At 37.0% G+C, this 20,543-nt stretch carries 20 protein-coding genes; 9 read left to right on the top strand and 11 right to left on the bottom strand.

The window, feature by feature from the left end:
• Nucleotides 1–80 precede the first annotated feature (80 nt).
• Both truC and AC2INI_RS03095 read right to left on the bottom strand, forming a co-directional pair.
• Entirely contained in the window at nt 81–845 is a 765-nt protein-coding gene (gene truC, locus AC2INI_RS03100; protein ID WP_486317278.1) for a tRNA pseudouridine(65) synthase TruC, read from the bottom strand.
• A 22-nt stretch (nt 846–867) separates the two neighbouring features.
• Nucleotides 868–1,182, bottom strand: a complete 315-nt coding sequence (locus tag AC2INI_RS03095) for a YqcC family protein (RefSeq protein WP_122036013.1) — start codon at nt 1,180–1,182, stop codon at nt 868–870.
• A 102-nt stretch (nt 1,183–1,284) separates the two neighbouring features.
• Here AC2INI_RS03095 and AC2INI_RS03090 point away from each other — a divergent pair, with 102 nt between their 5' ends.
• Both AC2INI_RS03090 and AC2INI_RS03085 read left to right on the top strand, forming a co-directional pair.
• On the top strand, nt 1,285–2,322 hold the full coding sequence (locus AC2INI_RS03090; protein ID WP_486305319.1) for a DUF3549 family protein: 1,038 nt from the start codon (nt 1,285–1,287) through the stop codon (nt 2,320–2,322).
• 4 nt (nt 2,323–2,326) lie between these two features.
• Nucleotides 2,327–2,635, top strand: coding sequence for a DUF3301 domain-containing protein (locus tag AC2INI_RS03085; RefSeq protein ID WP_486305318.1), 309 nt, complete (start codon nt 2,327–2,329; stop codon nt 2,633–2,635).
• A gap of 75 nt (nt 2,636–2,710) precedes the next feature.
• Here the strand turns inward: AC2INI_RS03085 and AC2INI_RS03080 are convergent, their stop codons facing one another.
• The 7 genes from AC2INI_RS03080 to AC2INI_RS03050 form a co-directional block, all read right to left on the bottom strand.
• Nucleotides 2,711–3,988, bottom strand: coding sequence for a carbohydrate porin (locus tag AC2INI_RS03080; RefSeq protein WP_486305317.1), 1,278 nt, complete (start codon nt 3,986–3,988; stop codon nt 2,711–2,713).
• A gap of 255 nt (nt 3,989–4,243) precedes the next feature.
• Complete coding sequence (locus AC2INI_RS03075) at nt 4,244–5,248, bottom strand: LacI family DNA-binding transcriptional regulator (protein ID WP_122036020.1); 1,005 nt, start codon at nt 5,246–5,248, stop codon at nt 4,244–4,246.
• Between the two features lie 70 nt (nt 5,249–5,318).
• Nucleotides 5,319–5,642 (bottom strand): PTS lactose/cellobiose transporter subunit IIA, encoded by a 324-nt coding sequence (locus AC2INI_RS03070; RefSeq protein WP_122036022.1) that lies wholly within the window; start codon nt 5,640–5,642, stop codon nt 5,319–5,321.
• Nucleotides 5,643–5,653: 11 nt separating this feature from the next.
• Complete coding sequence (locus AC2INI_RS03065; RefSeq protein WP_486305316.1) at nt 5,654–6,589, bottom strand: ROK family protein; 936 nt, start codon at nt 6,587–6,589, stop codon at nt 5,654–5,656.
• A 26-nt stretch (nt 6,590–6,615) separates the two neighbouring features.
• On the bottom strand, nt 6,616–8,025 hold the full coding sequence (locus tag AC2INI_RS03060) for a glycoside hydrolase family 1 protein (RefSeq protein WP_122036026.1): 1,410 nt from the start codon (nt 8,023–8,025) through the stop codon (nt 6,616–6,618).
• Nucleotides 8,026–8,111: 86 nt separating this feature from the next.
• Nucleotides 8,112–8,417 (bottom strand): PTS sugar transporter subunit IIB, encoded by a 306-nt coding sequence (locus AC2INI_RS03055; protein WP_486305315.1) that lies wholly within the window; start codon nt 8,415–8,417, stop codon nt 8,112–8,114.
• A gap of 32 nt (nt 8,418–8,449) precedes the next feature.
• Nucleotides 8,450–9,820: a PTS sugar transporter subunit IIC gene (locus AC2INI_RS03050; protein ID WP_122036029.1), complete on the bottom strand. Its 1,371-nt coding sequence runs from the start codon at nt 9,818–9,820 to the stop codon at nt 8,450–8,452.
• A gap of 951 nt (nt 9,821–10,771) precedes the next feature.
• On the opposite strand from AC2INI_RS03050, the gene AC2INI_RS03045 reads away from it, so the two are divergent.
• Both AC2INI_RS03045 and AC2INI_RS03040 read left to right on the top strand, forming a co-directional pair.
• Nucleotides 10,772–11,041, top strand: coding sequence for a hypothetical protein (locus tag AC2INI_RS03045; RefSeq protein WP_122036031.1), 270 nt, complete (start codon nt 10,772–10,774; stop codon nt 11,039–11,041).
• The gene (locus AC2INI_RS03040; RefSeq protein WP_061005246.1) at nt 11,041–11,490 is read left to right on the top strand and encodes a YaiI/YqxD family protein; all 450 of its coding nucleotides are present in this window, start codon (nt 11,041–11,043) and stop codon (nt 11,488–11,490) included. Before AC2INI_RS03045 ends, AC2INI_RS03040 begins: the two co-directional genes overlap by 1 nt.
• An 87-nt stretch (nt 11,491–11,577) precedes the next feature.
• Here the strand turns inward: AC2INI_RS03040 and AC2INI_RS03035 are convergent, their stop codons facing one another.
• Nucleotides 11,578–12,351 (bottom strand): Zn-ribbon-containing protein, encoded by a 774-nt coding sequence (locus AC2INI_RS03035; protein WP_122036033.1) that lies wholly within the window; start codon nt 12,349–12,351, stop codon nt 11,578–11,580.
• A 99-nt stretch (nt 12,352–12,450) separates the two neighbouring features.
• On the bottom strand, nt 12,451–12,999 hold the full coding sequence (gene syd / locus AC2INI_RS03030) for a SecY-interacting protein (RefSeq protein ID WP_122036034.1): 549 nt from the start codon (nt 12,997–12,999) through the stop codon (nt 12,451–12,453).
• Nucleotides 13,000–13,106: 107 nt separating this feature from the next.
• Here syd and queF point away from each other — a divergent pair, with 107 nt between their 5' ends.
• From queF to xni, 5 genes are all read left to right on the top strand, one after another.
• Nucleotides 13,107–13,952: an NADPH-dependent 7-cyano-7-deazaguanine reductase QueF gene (gene queF / locus AC2INI_RS03025; RefSeq protein ID WP_122036036.1), complete on the top strand. Its 846-nt coding sequence runs from the start codon at nt 13,107–13,109 to the stop codon at nt 13,950–13,952.
• 95 nt (nt 13,953–14,047) lie between these two features.
• A complete protein-coding gene (locus tag AC2INI_RS03020) occupies nt 14,048–16,270 on the top strand; it encodes a tetratricopeptide repeat protein (protein ID WP_122036038.1) in 2,223 nt (740 codons plus the stop codon).
• A 173-nt stretch (nt 16,271–16,443) separates the two neighbouring features.
• Nucleotides 16,444–18,006, top strand: a complete 1,563-nt coding sequence (locus AC2INI_RS03015; protein ID WP_122036041.1) for a GGDEF domain-containing protein — start codon at nt 16,444–16,446, stop codon at nt 18,004–18,006.
• A gap of 95 nt (nt 18,007–18,101) precedes the next feature.
• A complete protein-coding gene (ppnN, locus tag AC2INI_RS03010; RefSeq protein WP_122036044.1) occupies nt 18,102–19,460 on the top strand; it encodes a nucleotide 5'-monophosphate nucleosidase PpnN in 1,359 nt (452 codons plus the stop codon).
• A 93-nt stretch (nt 19,461–19,553) separates the two neighbouring features.
• Nucleotides 19,554–20,342 (top strand): flap endonuclease Xni, encoded by a 789-nt coding sequence (xni, locus tag AC2INI_RS03005; protein WP_446703274.1) that lies wholly within the window; start codon nt 19,554–19,556, stop codon nt 20,340–20,342.
• Nucleotides 20,343–20,543 lie beyond the last annotated feature (201 nt).

The following is a 20,543-nucleotide window of genomic DNA, read 5'->3' as shown; positions in this document are numbered from 1 at the left end:
TTTGAATTAAAAATCTTAATTAAAAAAAAGGGAAGTGAGTTTATCTCACTTCCCTTTTTTATTGTCTTTAATCCGATGCTCTATAACTCAACATCCCAACCAAACTCTGCCATTAATCTCTGCCATGTTTCATCAACGTTTGCTTTTATTACTATGTTTTCATTCGTAATTGGATGAGTAAAACTTAGTTCTGATGCATGTAATAATAAACGGTGGCTATCCAAGTTCTCTTTAAATAATCGATTATGCTTACCATCACCATGACTCGTGTCCCCAACGATTGGATGACGTAAGTGTGCCATATGACGACGAAGCTGATGCTTTCTACCCGTATGAGGTTTAAGCTCCATTAAGCAATAACGACTGGTTGGAAATTTACCGGTTGAATAAGGTAACTCCACCTTAGCTAATGGCTTATATTCCGTTATAGCCTCTTTTGCTTCAACTTCTTTTGAGGCCTTTTTATCGGCTATTTTATCCAACTCTTTTTTAAGAGGATAATCCAACGTATCCGCTTCTTCTATCCAACCACGAACTATCGCATGATACGTTTTCTTAATTTCTCGACTCGCAAATAGCGGCGAAACTTGAGCGGCAATCTCACTTGATAATGCAAAGAAAAGTATGCCTGACGTTGGTCTGTCTAAACGGTGTAATGGAAAGACATGTTGACCAATTTGATCTCGCAATGTCTGCATGGCAAATACGGTTTCATGTTTATCAAGCCACGAGCGGTGTACTAGCATTCCCGCAGGTTTGTTAATCGCAATTAAGTGCTCGTCACGATAAACAATCTCAAGCTCAATTGGCTCAACCTGCTCTTCTAATAACTCATCGTGAGTCACTGCGTTTTCTTCTGTATTCACTTTATTTACCTAATGCATCAATGGCGTGACATAAACGAACAATGTCAATGTAGCCATCAACATCTTTTAATGCTTCTTCAATATAAGGCGCAATCGAAAACCCTTTTGGCGTCGGTTGACCATGAGAAATTAGCTGATTCATTTTTGGAATGAAAATCCACTGTAACCATTCCGTAGCAGATAAGGTATCGATTGAAAAAGGTTCTGTACTTGATAAATCAGCTATCGATGGTGCTGTAATTTGCCAGTGCCCATGATAGTCCAATTGTTGAGCTAACTGCTCTAGTAACTCTGATAATACTAACGATGCTGTCATAACCGATTGAACTCGCACTCTCTGATACTTTTAATGACAAAGGATACCATCTTATCAAGGCTTGGGTATAATCACGATATTAACCATAGAATAAGACATATCATGGACCAGATTTATACGCTTAGCCAACTGATACAACAATCAGACTGTGAATACACAATTTATGATTTAGGTCGTCGTGTACAACCTATTTCAAATAAACAATTTGAATCCATAGAAGCGGCTCAGCAACCTTATCCTTATCCTCTTCAACGTCATGCTCATTTAGCAATTGCATATTGGAATAAAAGTAAACAACCTTGGATTTGGTTTTTAAAACTTCCTTTAGATGAACGCGGTTTATTACAACAAGGTGATATCGGTAACTTTATTAAATATGTTGTTGAAGCTATTGGCGTATCATTAAATGGCGATCTAAACGAAGAGCAACAACAAAAGCTTTCAAGTAACCCATACACGTTTAAGCCTAAAGATGACAAGATGGCCATGTTTCACAGTGTATTACGTACCACGCTGAAACAGCCTATGAGTCAGTATTACGAGCATGCTCAAACTTACCTCTCTGGTAATAATGGTTGGGATAACTGGCAGTTTGTTGGGGTGCAGGGCTTAGCGGATGTCTGTGCAAATCTTGATAAAGAAAATAATGGCGTTGCATTACGTAAAGCATTACCGCATTTACCCACTACGGTTTTATATGCAACTCTTGGCTGCTTAGAGCACATTGAGCTGCCAGAGAAGTTAGCGCTAAAGCAGCAAGAAATCATTAGCGATCTTTGTAGTGATGATGGTACTGATCTATTTTTACTATCTGCACATATTCGTGCTCTTTCTGGTGCGGAAACAAAAATCTTATCTCAAGCATTAACTCAAATTTTATCGAGTGAACGTTTAAGTCACCCTGAAGTATTGGTAGCGATTGCTGGTCGTTGCTGGACAGGATTAGAAGATATAGCGACTGCGAATTTATTTTTACTTCGTTTAGCTCAAACGGGCGATCAACAACTGTTCAACCAGCTGTTTTCCGATTTAGTAATGCAACCTAAATTACGTATGTGCATGCTACAGATCCTTCATGGTGAAGCGGATCCTAAACTAGCAGACGCACTATTAACTTTACAGCAAACCACCAAGAGCTAATGATATGGATAATCTTTTTGCGATACTTGGCTTAACCTTTTTCTGTTTTCTTTTTTGGCAACAAAGAAGACAATCAGAATACGCACATCAAGCTATCCAGCAATACTGTAAAAAAATGGAACTACAGCTATTAAGTGTCGCAAGAGGATCATATGGTTTTCGCTTACCAAGTGGCAAGAAACGCTTATATACCACGTATGAATTTGAATTTTCTTCTGTTGGTGATGATCACTATACGGGCAAATTGATCATGGTAGGCTTTAAAGCGGCAAAGTTTAATTTACCTCCATATCGTATGGCAGAAGAATATTAAGTGCTTTAATGAAAATTGAGCAGGCCCATAATGTTGCAGCCTGCTCAATTCCCCCCTTATTTTATACTCTTTCTCTTACCACCAAGCTTCCCACATAGCACCAACAGCAAAGGTATCTTGTTTACCCGTTTCTCCACGAGTTAAATCAACCTCTGTATTTGAATCACCCACCGTTGCATAAAGTCTCAGCATTGGGCGTGCACCTGAATCCATATCAAAGCTAATATTTTGAGATAGCGTTACTTTCCATGCATCGTTTTTTCCGCTTTGATTATCAAAATCAACTAATGAATATCCCGCTTCTAACCAAGTTGAGTGAATACTGTTCCATGCATAGGTTGGGCGCACAATTGCACTGTAGTTCGCACGATCATCTTGACTGGCATTTTTATCTTCTAGTGACTGGTAGCCAACTAAATATTCAATATTAGTTTGATTACTCATCACTAGCTTACCTTCTAATTGCATTAGTAAAGTAGAAAGGTCTTCTGTTTTATTAAAGATATTATTATCGACATTATTGCCATAGCGAGTCACAAATTTGTTACTTAACATTCCAACACTATGATTTAATTCAATTGCTAGTTGATAGGAATCAATATCATCCACATAACACTGTTTAGCTACCCCCGTACCCGAACAAGTTTCGGTATCCTTGTCGGTTTCAGTATTTTTAGAGGAAAAGCCATAGTTTGCGTAAAAAGAAAGGTCTAGAGCACCTGTTAAATTAATATCATGCAATTTAGAAGTAATCGCATAGTTTCCGCTATCGCCTGTACCGCCATTCTCATCAACTTGTGCTACCGCAGCCATATCGAATTTTACACTTCCAAATTCAAGATTTTTAATACCTGCACCTTGAGCATCATTCTGCATCCAGAAATAATCGTTCAACCCTGTTTGAGGTCGGTTGTGGAAATCTCGGCCAGCCCAAATATAAGCATTAGGTTGTGATTCAAAAACATTCGTAGCCCCCGCATAGAATTTCTTCAAACCAACGTCATCACCCCAATGCTCTAGCATTAATACAACATCCCAAATCGTACCATTATCTGATACAAACCCTTTGGCAAATTGAAACTCACCACCATTACCTTCATTCCCCAAACGCCCAGTAGCATTTCCAATTAATTGCCCATCAGCAGAAACGTACTTTTCTACATCATCTGAGAAATGGAAACCATAACGAGCATACCCAGAAAAAATGATTCCATCAGGAATGTCTGTTGCTGGTGAAATAACTAACGGTTGCTGATCATCTACTTGAATATTATCTAATGGATCTTTTTCGGCCAAAATATAAGGTGATGTAAATGTTGCCGCAACAGCAAAAGCGATAGGTAATAATTTCATTGTAATTCCTTTAATCTATTTAAATAATAGTTTCAAATTTTCATAATATTATCGATTTATAAATACCGACTCATTAATGAACTATTTTAATTATTCACTTTCAAACAAATATTATTCAACTACAATTAATTTCAAACATTAACCTGATCACGCATGTTTTATATTTATATATATTTTATTTTTAGATTTATTTTCAATATTAAAAACAAGTATTCGACATATAAAAGGGTTACATTTAAAATAACCCTTTTATATTTACTTAAGTTTACAACTAGAATCTCGAACAATTAACTTACCTTTTAATATTTCAGTTGTTGGTTTAACTTCTTTATCTGATATTAATTTTAAAGCTTTGTTCATTGCTAATTGAGTTATCTCTTGAATTGGTACATTAATTGTTGTTAATGCGGGAGATAAAAAAGCAGAAATCTCATCATTATCAATACCCACAATAGAAATATCTTCAGGAATGCGGATATTCATCTCTTTTAATGCTTTAATCGCCCCTAGTGCTAAATGATCATTAAAACAAAAAATAGCGGTAATATCTCGTGAACGCTTAAGCAATTCCTTACATGCTTGGTATCCATCTTCTAACTTACCATTTTTTATAATAATTAAGTTCTCATCATCATTAATACCATGTTTTGTAAGCGTTTCTTTCGCTCCTTTTAAGCGAATTTGCCCAGTACTTGAACCCTGATTAAGGGTAATCATTGCTATTTTTTTATGGCCTAATTCAATAAGATGCTCAATGGCCATTTGGCTTGCATCATATTGATCAAAAGCCACTGCATGCCCTAGCCCATCAGGTAACGTTCGGTTAATAACAACAAGTGGGATAAGCAATTTCTTTTGAATATCACAATAATCATCAGCCGTCATAGTACGACTATAAATTAAAATAGCATCGCACTTTCTTGCTACTAATGAATTGATGGCTTCAATTTCAGTTTCAAGTTGGTTATGACCATCAGTAACAATTAACTGTTTTCCTGATTCTTCTGCAATTCTTGTCGCCTCTTTGAGTAAAATACCAAAATAATAACCATCAAAGAAAGACACAATAAGGCCAATACTATTCGAACTATTTGTTGCCAATGCTTGAGCTACGAGGCTCGGTTTATAGTTCAATGTTTCCATTGCATCAAAAATCAGTTTTTTTGTTTCTTCTTTTACTGGTCCTTTCCCATTCATTACTCGAGAAACGGTTGCTTTAGAGACACCAGCAAGCTTACATACGTCATTGATTGTTGCCATTGAAGCCCTCAAAAATATGTATATGAAATTAGCGTAATAATATCTAAGTTATTACGCTAAATACACTTTATTATTTATTCTGCAATGCGCGATGGATCTCAATTAACTCTTGAATCATCTCTTTCGCAAGCATTGAGGTCATAATATGATCTTGGGCATGCACCATAATTAAATTAACGGGTACTTTACCTTCTCCTTCATCCATACCAATGAGTTGTGTTTGTACATCATGCGCTCTTTTTGAAGCTTCTGCAGATTGCTTTAAAAGCTCATCAACTTTATCCCACTCTCCAGATTTTGCCGCTCGCAATGCTTCCATTGCACATGATTTTGATTCACCTGCATTAATAATTAATTCCATTACTGTAGTTTCTAATTCTTCACCAACTAACATGTTATTTATTCCTATTTAAATTTGTTTTTCATCGTTAAAAAGTGATATACCGCCCCGATTAATCCACTGTCATTATTGAAAGTGCTTTTTTCAATCGAAACTAACTCTTTAACACTAAATTTATTAATTGAACCTTGGCTTTTAATAATATGATTAAATTTTTCTTCAATGTTAAAAATTAAGTCTTCTCTACTACTTATTGCTCCACCAATGATTATTTTTTCTGGATTTAAAATAAAAGTAAGATTATATAATCCAATAGCAATATTATTATAAAAATCATCAATTACTTTTATTGCAATGTCATCACCAGTTGATGCGAGATTAAAAATATCTTTTCCTGATAAATCATCAATACTATTAATATTTTTTAAATCCGAATAACGACGTCTCAACCCTTCTCTAACGGAGGCAGTAAAGCTCATACTAGCTGTTGCTTTATCTTCAATATCAAATATATTTTTGGTAAACATATAACCAAATTCTCCAGCCATAAAAGAATGACCTCGAACCATTTGGTTATTGATATAAATAGCGCCACCAATTCCAGTGCCTATCGTAATACAGATAAAATTCTCAACATTTTGTGCTTTGCCGCGCCATTTTTCAGCAAGGGCTACGCAATTAACATCATTCTCTAACTCAACAGGTAAAGATAATCTTTTGGTCAGCTCATCTTTAAACTGAAAACCATAAAAGTCATCTATTGCTCCACCGGTTTTTAAATACCCTGTATTTACATCAACAAATCCAGGAAGAGAGAAAGCTGCACCATCAAACGTATACTTTTTTGACCACTGATCTTTTATATCGACAAGCGTGGCTATGATTTGTTGACCACAAGCTTCGGTTTTTACCTTACCTTGCTCAAGAACTTGTCCTTGCTCATTTAACACGCCAAACTTTATGTCTGTACCACCAATATCAAATGAAATATACGTTGCCATAATACGAGCCTCTCCCTTTATTTTCGTTAAATGTTTTCACCACGGGTAGCGATAACGTCTTTAAACCAATGGAACGACGCTTTTTTCTTACGTGCTAATCCATTTTGATGATCGACATAAATAAAACCATATTGTTTTTTATAGCCATTTAACCAGCTCAATAAATCAATCGCAGACCAAGCGTAATACCCTTTAATATGAACGCCTCGACGAACCGCTTCTTTAACTGCGCCTAGATGATCTTTAATAAAGTTAATTCGTGGAATATCACACACTTCACCATCAATAATCGGGTCTTCATCTCCCAAACCATTTTCTGTAATGTAAAGCTTGATCTGACCATAATGCTCTTTTATCATTTCAAGCCCAGCAACAAAGCCTTCTGGTGAAATTTCCCAATCCCATTTAGTGTATTTTTTATCGTCCATTTTTACTGTGCGATACACATTATCGTAACTTGGATTGCCTGGTGATCCTGTTGAGTTTTCACGAGTAATCGTGCGAGACGCTACACCACCTTCAATTTTTTCAACACGCTGTGGTTGATAGTAATTCAGCCCCATAAAGTCATTCAAAGGCGCTGCTTCAAAAATAGTTTGCAACTCTTCATCTGTCCAATCAGGTAAGTTCCCTTCTTCTTGTAGTTGTTTAACTACGTATTCTGGGTATTTACCAAGCAGAATAGGATCATAGAACCAGTTCATACTAAATTGATTTGCATGCATTGCAGCAAAATGACTCGTCTCTGAATCATCTACTCCAAACGCAGGGCTAAATACATGACTCAAACCAATTTCACCAAATTGATTTAATTTTTTGTATTCAATAACCGCTTTAGCATGAGCATAAAATACGTTGTGTGTAGCTTGGAAATATTTCTTAGGATCATTTTGGATCCCCGGTGGATGTGCGCCTGCCATGTAACCTAGCGCACAGAAAACTACGGTTTCATTAAAGGTAATGAAATGTTTAACACGATCTCCAAATTCATTAAAACATAGTTTTGCAAACTCAACATACGCATCACAAGTTGCTTTATTTAACCATGAACCTTCTTTTTCTAGTGTTAGTGGTAAATCCCAGTGATATAAAGTAACAAAAGGAACGATGCCATACTTTAAGCATTCATCAATTATGTTGTTATAAAAGTCGATACCTTTTTGATTAATCTCACCAGTACCATTAGGGAAAATACGAGCCCAAGATATTGAGAAACGGTAGGACTCCAGCCCCATTTCAGCCATTAATGCAATGTCTTCTTTATAACGATTATAATGGTCAATAGCGACATCACCATTAGTACCTTCGAACGTTTTTCCTGGGATTTTAGTAAACTCATCCCAGTTTGTTGGACCTTTTCCATCTTGATCCCATGCACCTTCTATTTGGTAAGAAGCGGTTGCTGCGCCTAATAAAAAATCATTTGCAAATTTCATCTCGAATTCCTGCTTTACTGCTGCTAACGAATCGATAGCCAACTGATGTTTGTTTTAACCTAAGTCATCCTAGGCCTAGAATGTTATTAACCTAAAAGTACCAATGCATCTTTAAGGATTTTGTCACCTTTCATCATGCCGTAATCCATCATGTCGATAACTTCGACCTTCTTATTTACTTCATCAGCTAATTTCTGCAGCTCATCTTTTTTAAAGCGGATTTGTGGCCCTAATAGAAATAAATCATATTCAGCTAAATAGTCTTGAATTGTCTCAACACCATGGGCTTCGATATAAATCTCTAATCCCTGTTGTGCCGCTGATTCACGCATTTTTTTTACAACCATAGATGTTGACATTCCCGCTGCGCATAGTAGTAAAATCTTTTTCATAATAACCTCGATAATAATCCAATAAATTTCAATTAAGCTGTTGCTGTCGTTGTTACAGATTCTGTTTCTGGCGCTGCTGATTTCGTTTCTTCTTGCGCCGTTAATTTGTCTAGATACTTAAAGAATGGGAAGTACACACATAGCGTCATACAGAAAACTGCAACCTGTAATACTGCGGCACTCCACCCCCCAACAATAAATCCACTCAATACTATTGGTGTTGTCCATGGCACTTGAACTGCGGTGAATGGTCCAACAAACCCCATATTAATTGAGGTATAAACCATGATTGCAGACAGTACAGGAGCCGTTACGAATGGAATAAACATAATTGGGTTAAAGATAATTGGTGTTGCAAAAATTACAGGCTCATTGATATTGAAAATACCTGGAATAAAAGAGAGACGACCTAGTTGTTTAAACTGAATAGAACGGGCAAATAGCACCATACAACACACCAAACCAAACGTTAGACCTGAACCACCAACGGTAATAAATTGGTCAACAAATTGGTTAGTCACTATCTTTCCATTCTCACCAGCAATCAGTACTTCACCTGCATTTACTATTGATTGGTTATGAAGTGCATTCGCCGTTACGATTGGTCCCATAATGCCCATAACAATGACTGGACCATGAACGCCACACCACCAAAGTAGAGAAATAAGTAGAGCAATACCGACAGCCCCAAAGAATGAATCAGACATACTTTGTAATGGTGTTTGGATGATGTGATAAATGGTTTCAATAAAGGTTTTTTCAAAAACGACTTCAAAGAATATGTAGGTTAAGAAAGCAAGAGTGATAATTAGAAAACCAGGAATAAGAGATTTAAAGGCATTAGATACCCCTTCAGGTACGCTGTCTGGCAATTTAATAACCCAGTTACGGTTAAAGGCCATTGAGTAAATCATGCCAACAACTAAGCCAATAACAATAGCTGCAATCATGCCCTTACCACCAAGGAAAGCTTTTGGTATAACACCACCTATATGCGTCACGCCATCAGGAGCAACAACAAACGCATTCATCACAATAAGAAGAGACACAATAGCTAATACCCCCGCATTTACGCCATTGTGCCCTTCATATTTAACGTAAGTGTAAGCGATACCAAAAGCACCAATTAGCGCCAAAATATCGAATGTTGCGCCTACAACTTGGAATAGTGGTGTTGACCAATTAGCACCGAAAATGCCAGCCATGAATTCGCCGTAGCCATCAATAGGAACGAACGCAAGTAATAAAAATACTGAGCCAATAATGGTCAGTGGCATGGTCAACATGAAGCCTTCTTTAATGGCGACAATTGGTTTTGAATTAACGACCTTTAAGAGTTTAGGAAGGATTTTATTTACCTTCTCCATTATTGTGCTTTGCATCGTTGCCGCTTGCGTACTCATTTTTCACCCCTGAATTGAATTTTAAACATGCGAATTAAATTAACTTGAAACCAATGTAACCGGTTTCAGTAACCGGTTACATTGCGTGATTGAGCAAATTTGATTCAACTCACGCTTATTAATTAAACGAATAATAAAAATGTGATCTACGTAATTTAAATTTATTACTTAGATTATTTTGGGAGGGAGTGTTTAAGGTGATTTAAAAAGAAAAACCCCATTAAGCTTTTGCCTAATGGGGTCATAACTCTACTCGCAGCGATCCGGCTACTTATGGTGCTCCGTACATCAAATCCTTGATAGTATGCTGAAATCCGTCAGCGTATTCCTTTCATCGCTGTCCTAGCGGTGTCCATGATCTAATCCTGATCCGTTAACAATCCTTCGCTAACTCTCTTCACTTAATCCTTAAGCGGTGTCCTTTACATCATCCTGATGTTTAATCCTTCCTCTATCCTAGAGGTGTCCATTGTCTTTCCTTAGTAGTAACCATCCTAGTTACTATTGAATCCATTCAATGTCCGATTTTGCTTTCCATGCCGATTACTCATCCTAAGTAACCGAGTGCCTCATCCTGAAGCGTACCAAATCCTTGGTCAATTCCTGTTCCGTGTCAGCATCCTTCCGACACCAATAAGATTACGCTTTTGACTTTTTTGAACAATGGTATAGCGACACTTTTTTATTTACTTCTCGTTTCAATATATCAAATCAAAAAGAAACCAACCTTACAAAACAGTAACTTAACAAACAAATGGTGTTTATTTATGATAAAAGAAACGATATTTCTCACCTTTTGTGTGAGAGATCTCGCACAGACTAATTCCTATTTTTCCATTTTTCTTTAACTATTCCGTCTAAAATAGAGAGATCTAGATCACGTATTTATTCTTATAGTAGAAATGTTGATCTTTAGTTATCATGAGTTCATATGAAACATAGGACGTCATAATGAAAAACGTAACGGATGAACTGCAAAAAATATTGCAAGACTTGACCGATGAAGGAAAAAAACCAACAACGGCTCTTGTTCGCTCACGATTAACAACTCAAGTACCAATGCCAGCCATTATTACTGCGGTTAAATCCTTTAAGTCCACTTCAAACATTCCAAAAATTGAAGTCAAAGAGACCCCATTAACAGCAGATGAACGTATTGCTCAACTTGAACTTCAAGTAAAAGAGTTGTCACAACGTTTAGCTGCTCTGGAGAACAAATAATGCAAATTTGGGTAGATGCTGATGCATGTCCAAAAGTCGTCAAAGAAGTACTTTGTCGTGCCGCTACACGTACTGGTATTCAACTTACTTTTGTTGCAAACCACTATATTCCGGTACCAACCGCTTTCAACATTAAATCAATACAGGTTGAATCTGGCTTTGATGTTGCAGATGATGAAATCGTAAGACGCTCAGAAGCGGGTGATTTAGTGATCAGTGGTGATATACCTTTGGCAGCAGAGTTAATCGCAAAGAAAGTTCAAGTATTAAACCCTCGTGGTGAACTATATACAGAAGCAACCATTAAAGCACGACTGAACATCCGTGATTTTATGGAGACAATGCGCGCCAGTGGTATTCAAACTGGTGGCCCTGCAGCGCTGTCACAAACTGACCGACGTGAATTTGCCAATCAACTAGATCGTATTCTTGCTAAATTTAAAAAATAAATAGCTAAAAAATAGAACGTTAAAAATAAAAAATGGGAGCTCACAATGAGCTCCCATTTTTTTATCGGAATAAGTATTTTATTAATATCAGTCTTTAAAATCCCAAGACAGATTACTGACCAATCGACACTCATCACATTTAAAATCAAACACTTCGTGAACTGGCTCTTCTAACGCCCACTCACCGTCACATACTGGACATTTACGAGCGAGTTCTTTTTCTTTGCTTTCACCAGCAACACGATAAATATATAAATACGTTGGAATACCACTAACTACAGCCATACGGCGGCATAAATCCCAACCACGCTTAAATAAATGACTTTTACTTGAGCTAATTTCATGCAAAGACGGATGCTCAACAACAGAACCATTCATTTGTAATTGATCACAAGCACTCCAATCTTCTTGCCATTTAATAAACTGTTTTTGATCGCCATTAGCAACAGCAGGTAAACGATAGAGTGGGATTGGCTGAAATGTCTCACCATGACGGATCGGAGAACAAGTATGTAAGTGGCTAGTATAAAGAATTTGCCAACTTATCTTTTCACTCTCATCACTTGGATCAGAGTTCATGTCTTGACCAACAATCTTAACTTTAGGTTGTAGTAATCCAAATTCACTTAATTGTTTAAATGCTAGTTTTACTTGCGGACTATGATTATCTGGGTGAAGTGAATCTTCTTCAGGACAAACCACTCGAGCAACAAAGTTGGTTCCTTTCATAACCACTGGTAGCTCGCGCCCAATTACTTGTCCGTTATAACGTAGACAATCTAAACAATAATTGATGGCTTTCTCTACTGCTGCCATTGAGGTATCACAATACACTTCAAAATCTAATTCAGTTACAAACATTACCGCTTCTTTCCTAACATCTTTACAATAAAAATTCCGACAAATACGTTTATCGGAATCTATTAAATCATGGCACTTTATCTATCTTAATAACCGAGCTTATTCAACAACAGGTTCAAGCTTTTCTAAAAACTCAGTCATTGTTTTAGCCAATACAGTTCTTTTCTTGGTGCCAACCGTATCTAAAATAATTTCACCTGTTTGATTGCAAATAGAGATCACTTCCATTTCATCATCGGTGACGGCAATAAATAATGTTGGGACTAATTTTAATCGGCGTTGCATCACAAGATGACCTAACATATTACCTTGTAAGCGTTCTAAATCTTCATCACTCCATACTTGAAGCAACTCTACATTCATATCACCAAATTTTGCCATCATATCAGCACTGAATTGTGCGCCATAAAAGGCATGGAAATCGTCATGTAAATCAAGCTCAATACCTTGCTCAATATTAACTAAGCGAATGCTTTCATCACGATTAACGGGTTGCCATGAAATTTCTAAATCACGAGTTTCATCAATACAAGGAGAAGCTAATCCCACTAATTCTTCATTTATCGGAAGGCTATTATGTTTTGTTTTCCATGCTTCAACATAACGTTGACTAAAGTTAGCAAGCGCTTGCTCTACCGAAAGTGGCATTCGATTCTCCTAATAAGGCAAAAATTCAAGTAAACTAGGTTACATTAAATGAATAACGACTGTTTACTCCGTTATTCTTATTCTAATCTACTTTTGGCATTTTCAATATGACTAAATACACCAATGCTGATGAGCTAAAATCTCTGACTCTTGGCCAAAAAACCGAATATAAACACAGCTATGAACCAGAATTGCTGCAAGCCGTTCCTCGTAGTTTAAACCGAGACGATCTTAATTTAGGTGATGAACTGCCATTTGTTGGTTGTGATGTATGGACGCTTTATGAACTATCTTGGCTAAACCAAAACGGTTTACCTCAAGTAGCCGTTGGCGATGTCACTCTGCCTGCAACCAGCCCAAACCTTGTTGAATCAAAGTCATTTAAATTATATTTGAACAGCTTTAACCAAACTAAATTTGCATCATGGGATGACGTTACTCGCACCTTAATTAAAGATTTAAGTGCCTGTGCAGGCGGTGATGTAAAGGTTGAGATCCACCCAGTTCAAACTTACTCTCAACAGCCTATTGTTGATATGACTGGTGAATGTATCGATAACCAAGATATCATTATTGATAATTATGAGTTTGATGCTGAATACTTACAATCAAGCACGTCTGAAGAGTTAGTTGAAGAAACCTTACACAGTCATTTATTGAAATCTAACTGCTTAATTACAAACCAACCAGATTGGGGCAGTGTTGAGATTAGTTATATAGGCAATAAAATTGATCGTGAGAAGCTACTGCGCTACTTAATCTCATTCCGCCAACACAATGAATTTCATGAACAATGTGTTGAGCGTATCTATACTGATATTATGAAATTCTGTAAGCCAAATTCGTTAACCGTATTTGCTCGTTATACCCGTCGTGGCGGCTTAGATATTAATCCATTCCGCAGTTCACATATAGAGAAACCAACTCACAACCTTCGTTTAGCTCGCCAGTAAAAAACGCTCTATTTTGTCTACTAAGAATAGATCTTAGTAGACAAATCTCACCACATCGCTAGTATGTAACGGTTGCTTTCTAATGGATTATTTACATGTCTTTGCGCCAATGCTTTCTTCTTATTTTTCTCTTTCTACCGCTTTCAGCTTGGGCTAAATTTTTTTCTGCGCCTATTTTAAATGACGCTTATCAATTGCTCGATACAAACCCTGAACAATCCCGAACTATTGCTGAACAATATTTAGAGCAACGTCAGATCACTCCAGAACAAGACCCTAATCGCATACAGGTTAATAATGATTCAGAACGAACTATTCGAACTCCGATTAGCACCGTAGAAGCATTCCAAATTAAAGCACTTGCAAATAAACGCCTTGGTCGTAATCGCGAATCAATAAAAGCGATCAAACAAGCAATATCACTTGCTCAAGAGTTTCACTTACAGGCTGGCTACTTAGAGTCAAAATTAATCTATGCGGGGCTTTGGTGGAATTTAACCAATGACGTCGATGAAACGAATGTTATTTTGGATGATATTAGTCGTGAGTTAAATGAATTTGATAAGCAAATTGCGATTCATCAAAAGCTCTATTTTGGGTTGGCATTAATCCATGCAGAAGTTGAATCTAAACAAGATAATAACAGCAAAGCCCAACAGTATTATAAACAGGCCCTATCTCACGGAAGTTCACTTAACGACCCTAGTAGCATGATTTATTATCACCTGTCTTATGGTAAACATTTTTTAAAAAACAAACAATTTGATCAAGCGTTGACTGAATTATTGAGCGCGTATTGGCAATCGATTGAAGCCGACCAAAGTGGTCAATTAGCCAGTGCGAATTTTTTGCTTGGCCAACTATTTTTCCAAAGACAAGTGCTAGATAAAGCATTAGAGCATGCCTCTCAATCTGCTGAATTTTATGGTCGTTATAATAAGAGTGAGCAACTCTCAAATGTCTTAATTTTAATTGCTCAGATCCATTTAAAACAAGGTCGATTTAACTTAGCACTAGTTCAATATTTTAATGCACTGGATCAGGAAAAAGAAAAAAACAACGTTAACAAACTCATTTCACTACGCTTAGATATCGCTAATACCTACTTTTCACTTTATAACTATGCGTTAAGTGAGCACTACCTTAAGCAAGCAAATAATCTTAATGAGTATGTCGAGTTACCAAAACAAAAAGCCAATGCAGCGCTCTTGCAAGCCAAGCTTTATCTAGTAAAAAATAAAGCAGAACTTGCTATTGAACAAATACAAAAAGCCATTAAATACAGTAAACGAGATAATGATGTTTCGTTAAAATTACAATCTCAAAAATTGCTTTCTACAACCTATGAGAAAATGGGGCTATATGAACTCGCGCTAAAGTCCCAAAGAGAATATGAGACATTAAACTCATCGATTCAAGCGGTTCAAAATGAAATTAATGAAGAAGTATTTCGCCAACAAAAAAGCATCGTTGAACAATTTTTGCACTATCAAGGCTTAGAATTACAATTAAAAGATAATCACTTACAAACACGAAAAATCCAAAAAATTGCCGGCTTTCTTCTTGTATTATTAACGGTAATTTCTATCTATGCTTTCAGAAAACAGCAAGTAAACCGTTTTTTGAAAAAGCGTTTACACCTGCTATTAAATAAGTACTACACACACCCAAGAAGTGGATTACGTAACTTCCGTTTATTAACCGAAAGATTACCATCATCTTTACAACAAAGTAGTACGAATATAGAACAGTGGCATTTAGGTGAGTTAATCAATGAACCGTTAAGTGATCGTCTTCGCTTTACTCTCTTTCATGTACCCATGCTACAAGAGCTGTATTTTACTCATGGTTACCAAGGTGGCTTAGCCATTGAAAAAGAGTTTGGCGATTATCTATCAACCGTAGTTACTTTACCTAGTCGCATTTATCACTTCTCAGATGCAAGTTTTCTTTACATTGAGCATAAATCCGATTCAACATGTAGTACTCAAGAAATGGCTGAAACAATTCAACGTTGGATTAATAATTTTGACTCTAAAGCCATGACAAACAGAATCGTAAATATAGGAATGGTTGAGTATCCTTTTTTACCACGAGCGTATACTGCTATTAATGATCGAGAACTGATCGATATTCTTCTTATGGCAACAAACAACGCGTGTAACAATAATAAAGAAGGTACTGAAAGCCAATGGGTTCACTACCGAGCAATAGATAACGCTCCAGCGGCAAGTTTTGCTAGTAATAATATACTCTCTGCGTGTGAGCAAGCGATTAATCAAGGTTTGATTAAAGTGACAAGCCAAGGCATTAATTAATGATTTGGCTAACACATCACAAATTTAATAATATTCATTACTAAATGATTATCAATTAAACAAATGTTACATTTTTTCAAACCTGTTACTTATAATTTTGTTATTATAAATAAATTGATCCTATCAATAGTTTAACAGTTTTTATAAATACAGGGATTGCCTCCTAGGTTATTATGATTGAAGTATCCATCGTTGCCTCAGAATTAAGTCAATTAAAGCAACAGCTAGATCAAACACGTTTATCACACCGTGATTCTACCTTGAAGTCACGTCGTGAAATATTGCTATTAAAACGCATTATCTTGCGCTTTTGTGCTGCGTGTAAACATCATGATAGCGAGCTAGATAAAGAGATTGTAGAACTTGCATCAAGTATCGAACAAGTAGAAAATACGTCCGATCTTACGGTACAAATCGCCACCTTTGAGCGCCTTATTAACCGCTATAAAATGACGGTACAAAGAGAGCACGCAGTTATGAATGACCATATTTCATACTGCGGTGAAACTCTTCAACGTGTCGTTGGTCTTCCTGCTGGCCTTAAACGTGATTTGCGAATTCTTCTGCAACACCCTTCTCAAGATGGCTGTAAGCATGTTCAGCGTATTGTCCGCTTAGTTGAATTATATGAACGTGCGATTAAATTCATTTCTGTTGGTAAACTCTCTTCTGAAATCAACAACAATGAAATTATTGATGTTGATACTCAAGAGCAGTTAAGTAACGAATTACAGCATCTTATCTCAGAGCTTGATTTCAATAGTTCATCAGGTAATAAGTTACTTGAGATCCGCAATAAACTATTAACCGGCACAGATGCAATCTCTCTTATTGATTTAGCATTGCAAACGCTGCAATTAGTTTTAGAAGGCACGAACAATGAACGTAAGGCATCACAAGTCTTCGTTGGTGATGTTAATACTCAAGTCGCTCAGATTATAAAAACCAGCGAGCAGAACCAAGCTCAGGGACAATCTTACTTAGAACAACGCTCATTACTTAATGAAGAGTATTCGCTCTTAATTAAGCAAGCTGAAGGCCTATTAGAAAGTAAAGCGAGCGAGCGAGAGCATAAAGAAAAAATGGCGATGCTGTTAAGTGAAATGCGAGACTTATCAGAGCGAAATAATGCCATGCAAGAGCGTGAGTCTGCATTAATTGAGCGCCATGAATATACAACAAAAAAATTAAACCACTTGTATGAAGAAACACTTGAATATCGTCGTCAGTTAGATGATCAACAGCAACGCGTATTTAAAGACCCACTAACCAAAGTATACAACCGTGCAGCTATGCATGAACGTTTAGACTTAGAGTACAAACGTTGGGTTCGTCATCAACACTCACTTGTTTTAACGATGATAGATATTGATCAATTCAAACGTATTAATGAACGTTTTGGTCATCTCGCTGGTGATAAAGCGCTATCAATTATTGCCAAGACTATTGAAAATCAAGTCGCTGATACTGACTTTGTTGCTCGTTTTAGTGGCGAAGAGTTCTTAATCTTATTTACAGAAACCGAAAAAGAAGAAAGGAATAAAGTACTTAAAGCGATTCAATTGGCTATTTCAAAACTTCCCTTCAAGTTTAAAAACGACCACGTTCAGATAACAGTCTCTATTTGCAGCTCTGAATTTACTAACAGTGATATTCCTGAAAAAGTAATCAAGCGCGCTATTGATGCTCTGTACAAACAGAAATCCAAAGGTACTGAGCAACTCATATATTTGTAAACCTCTCATTTTTGTTGTCTTTTTCTCGCAAATCCTCCCATTGCTGTGTAAGTTTAGTAATTAAACAATAATAAAAACAGCTAGGGAGGCACTATATGATCACTCATATTAGTCCGGCAGGTAGCATGGATTTGCTATCACAATTAGAAGTCGACCAATTAAAAAAAACCGCTTCTAGTGATTTATATCGAATGTACCGAAATTGTACATTAGCCGTATTGAACTCAGGCAGTCATACTGACAGTTCAAAAGAACTCCTTAATAAATACAAGTCTTTTGACGTATCTGTAACTCGTCGTGACCGAGGTATTAAACTTGAGCTAAGTAACCCACCTGAACACGCCTTTGTTGATGGAAATATTATTAAAGGAATACAGGAACATCTCTTTTCTGTTTTACGCGATATGATTTACGTTAATATGCAAATCGCGGATCATAACCGTCTAAATCTCACCAAAGATACCCATTTAACTAATCTCGTCTTCAGTATTCTGCGCAATGCTAAAGCCCTACATACTGGAATAGAACCAAATTTAGTGGTCTGCTGGGGCGGTCATTCAATTAATCCAATTGAATACCAATACACTCGAGAAGTAGGCCATGAATTAGGGTTACGTGAATTAAATATTTGCACAGGCTGTGGCCCTGGCGCAATGGAAGGACCGATGAAAGGGGCTGCGATTGGTCATGCGAAACAACGTTATTCAAGCAGTCGTTTTGTCGGATTAACTGAACCTTCAATCATCGCTGCTGAGCCACCAAATCCTATCGTAAATGAACTGATCATCATGCCAGACATTGAGAAACGATTAGAAGCCTTCGTTCGTATGGCTCATGGTATTGTGATCTTTCCTGGCGGCCCTGGTACAGCAGAAGAATTGTTGTATATCTTAGGTATCATGATGAATCCAGCTAACCGCCAGCAACCGATGCCAATTGTGTTAACTGGGCCAGAAGAGAGTGAAGCTTACTTCCTTTCTATTGATACCTTTATTCGTGAAACGCTTGGAGAAGAGGCAACTCATTATTATGAGATTGTGGTTGGTGATCCAGAAAAAGCAGCCATAATTATCAATCATGGTATCAAGAAAGTGAAAGAGTATCGTAAAGCGACTGATGATTCTTATAGCTTTAACTGGGCACTAAAAATTGAATCTGAGTTCCAACACCCGTTCGAACCGACTCATGAAGCAATGTCTTCACTTGATTTACATTTAGATCAGCCCACAGAGAATCTTGCTGCCAACCTACGCCAAGCGTTTTCAGGGATTGTGGCTGGTAATGTCAAAGCTGAAGGTATCGCTGAAATAGAAGAGCATGGCGTGTTTAAATTACACGGTGATCCTATATTAATGAAAAAGATGGATCGTCTTCTTCAAGACTTTGTTGAACAGGGTCGCATGAAACTACCAGGTTCCAAATACGAACCTTGCTATGAAATCGTTGTAGATTAAGGCTGGAATATCTCCCCTTCTGTAACGTACAATATAAAGCCTATGCTAAACGCATAGGCTTTTTCTTTTTTTCTAGATAGGAATGAATACGTTATGGCAATTCATCTGGTTATTATTGACGCATTAAATCTTATTCGTCGTGTTCACTCAGCTCAACCAAACCAAGATGACATTCAAGCGGTAATCACCACAACGAGCCGCACAATAAATCGTATTTTAAAAGAAACTGAACCAACCCATATCATCGCTGTATTTGACCACCACTTACAAGATCGAGGTTGGCGAGCAGAAGTGTTACCGAAATATAAAGAAGACAGAAAACCAATGCCTGAAGCTCTACAAAAAGGCATGGATGATATTCAAGATGCATGGTGGAAACTCGGCATTGATTCCTTGTTATCTGATGGTGATGAAGCCGATGATTTAGTCGCAACTCTTGCTAATAAAGTTGCCTCCCATAATGAACAAGTCACTATTATTTCGACAGATAAAGGGTATTGCCAATTACTGTCTCCAACGCTGCGAATTCGTGATTACTTTCAACATCGTTGGTTGGATGCCCCTTTTGTTGAAAAAGAGTTTGGTCTAAAGCCTGAGCAATTAGCTGATTATTGGGGACTGGCTGGAATTAGCTCAAGTAAAATTACGGGGATCCCAGGTGTAGGTCCTAAAGCTGCCTTAGAAATTTTAACTCAATTCCCAACGATTGAAGCGGCAAACGAATCTGAAGAGTTACCGAAAAAATATCGTAAGAAGTTTGATGAGCATTATGACACAGCTATTCTGTGCCGTAAGGTTGCAGGGTTAAGAACCGATATTGAACTTGGGTTTAATTTGCAAGATATTCGCTATGTAAAGCCTGATTTAGGGACTAGGGACTAGAATTATAAATCCCACAATATATAGAAGCTAATGTGCTTTGGAGCAAAAAAGCTGTTTGTCATTGCTGAGCCATCAGCACCAAATATAGCCATCCTTCTTTTGAGGAAAAGCATATTAGCTTCTATGTGCATAGTTTATCTTAAATAAAAACGCCCGCAGATCAAATGACCTGCGGGCGTTTATTTTTATCTCTCAATAATT

The sequence above is a fragment of the Aliivibrio friggae genome (assembly GCF_057368515.1).
This window is presented reverse-complemented; position numbering and strand designations above follow the sequence as displayed.

Excerpts from the sequence above, each read along its gene's own strand:
- AC2INI_RS03060 (WP_122036026.1), bottom strand. The coding sequence starts at position 8,025 with ATGAAATTTGCAAATGATTTTTTATTAGGCGCAGCAACCGCTTCTTAC.
- AC2INI_RS03090 (WP_486305319.1), top strand. The coding sequence starts at position 1,285 with ATGGACCAGATTTATACGCTTAGCCAACTGATACAACAATCAGACTGT.
- AC2INI_RS03070 (WP_122036022.1), bottom strand. The coding sequence starts at position 5,642 with ATGTTAGTTGGTGAAGAATTAGAAACTACAGTAATGGAATTAATTATT.
- AC2INI_RS03055 (WP_486305315.1), bottom strand. The coding sequence starts at position 8,417 with ATGAAAAAGATTTTACTACTATGCGCAGCGGGAATGTCAACATCTATG.
- AC2INI_RS03050 (WP_122036029.1), bottom strand. The coding sequence starts at position 9,820 with ATGAGTACGCAAGCGGCAACGATGCAAAGCACAATAATGGAGAAGGTA.
- AC2INI_RS03095 (WP_122036013.1), bottom strand. The coding sequence starts at position 1,182 with ATGACAGCATCGTTAGTATTATCAGAGTTACTAGAGCAGTTAGCTCAA.
- AC2INI_RS03065 (WP_486305316.1), bottom strand. The coding sequence starts at position 6,589 with ATGGCAACGTATATTTCATTTGATATTGGTGGTACAGACATAAAGTTT.
- AC2INI_RS03015 (WP_122036041.1), top strand. The coding sequence starts at position 16,444 with ATGATTGAAGTATCCATCGTTGCCTCAGAATTAAGTCAATTAAAGCAA.
- xni (WP_446703274.1), top strand. The coding sequence starts at position 19,554 with ATGGCAATTCATCTGGTTATTATTGACGCATTAAATCTTATTCGTCGT.
- AC2INI_RS03045 (WP_122036031.1), top strand. The coding sequence starts at position 10,772 with ATGAAAAACGTAACGGATGAACTGCAAAAAATATTGCAAGACTTGACC.
- AC2INI_RS03085 (WP_486305318.1), top strand. The coding sequence starts at position 2,327 with ATGGATAATCTTTTTGCGATACTTGGCTTAACCTTTTTCTGTTTTCTT.
- AC2INI_RS03035 (WP_122036033.1), bottom strand. The coding sequence starts at position 12,351 with ATGTTTGTAACTGAATTAGATTTTGAAGTGTATTGTGATACCTCAATG.
- AC2INI_RS03080 (WP_486305317.1), bottom strand. The coding sequence starts at position 3,988 with ATGAAATTATTACCTATCGCTTTTGCTGTTGCGGCAACATTTACATCA.
- AC2INI_RS03040 (WP_061005246.1), top strand. The coding sequence starts at position 11,041 with ATGCAAATTTGGGTAGATGCTGATGCATGTCCAAAAGTCGTCAAAGAA.
- AC2INI_RS03020 (WP_122036038.1), top strand. The coding sequence starts at position 14,048 with ATGTCTTTGCGCCAATGCTTTCTTCTTATTTTTCTCTTTCTACCGCTT.
- queF (WP_122036036.1), top strand. The coding sequence starts at position 13,107 with ATGACTAAATACACCAATGCTGATGAGCTAAAATCTCTGACTCTTGGC.
- AC2INI_RS03075 (WP_122036020.1), bottom strand. The coding sequence starts at position 5,248 with ATGGCAACAATCAATGACGTATGTAAGCTTGCTGGTGTCTCTAAAGCA.
- syd (WP_122036034.1), bottom strand. The coding sequence starts at position 12,999 with ATGCCACTTTCGGTAGAGCAAGCGCTTGCTAACTTTAGTCAACGTTAT.
- ppnN (WP_122036044.1), top strand. The coding sequence starts at position 18,102 with ATGATCACTCATATTAGTCCGGCAGGTAGCATGGATTTGCTATCACAA.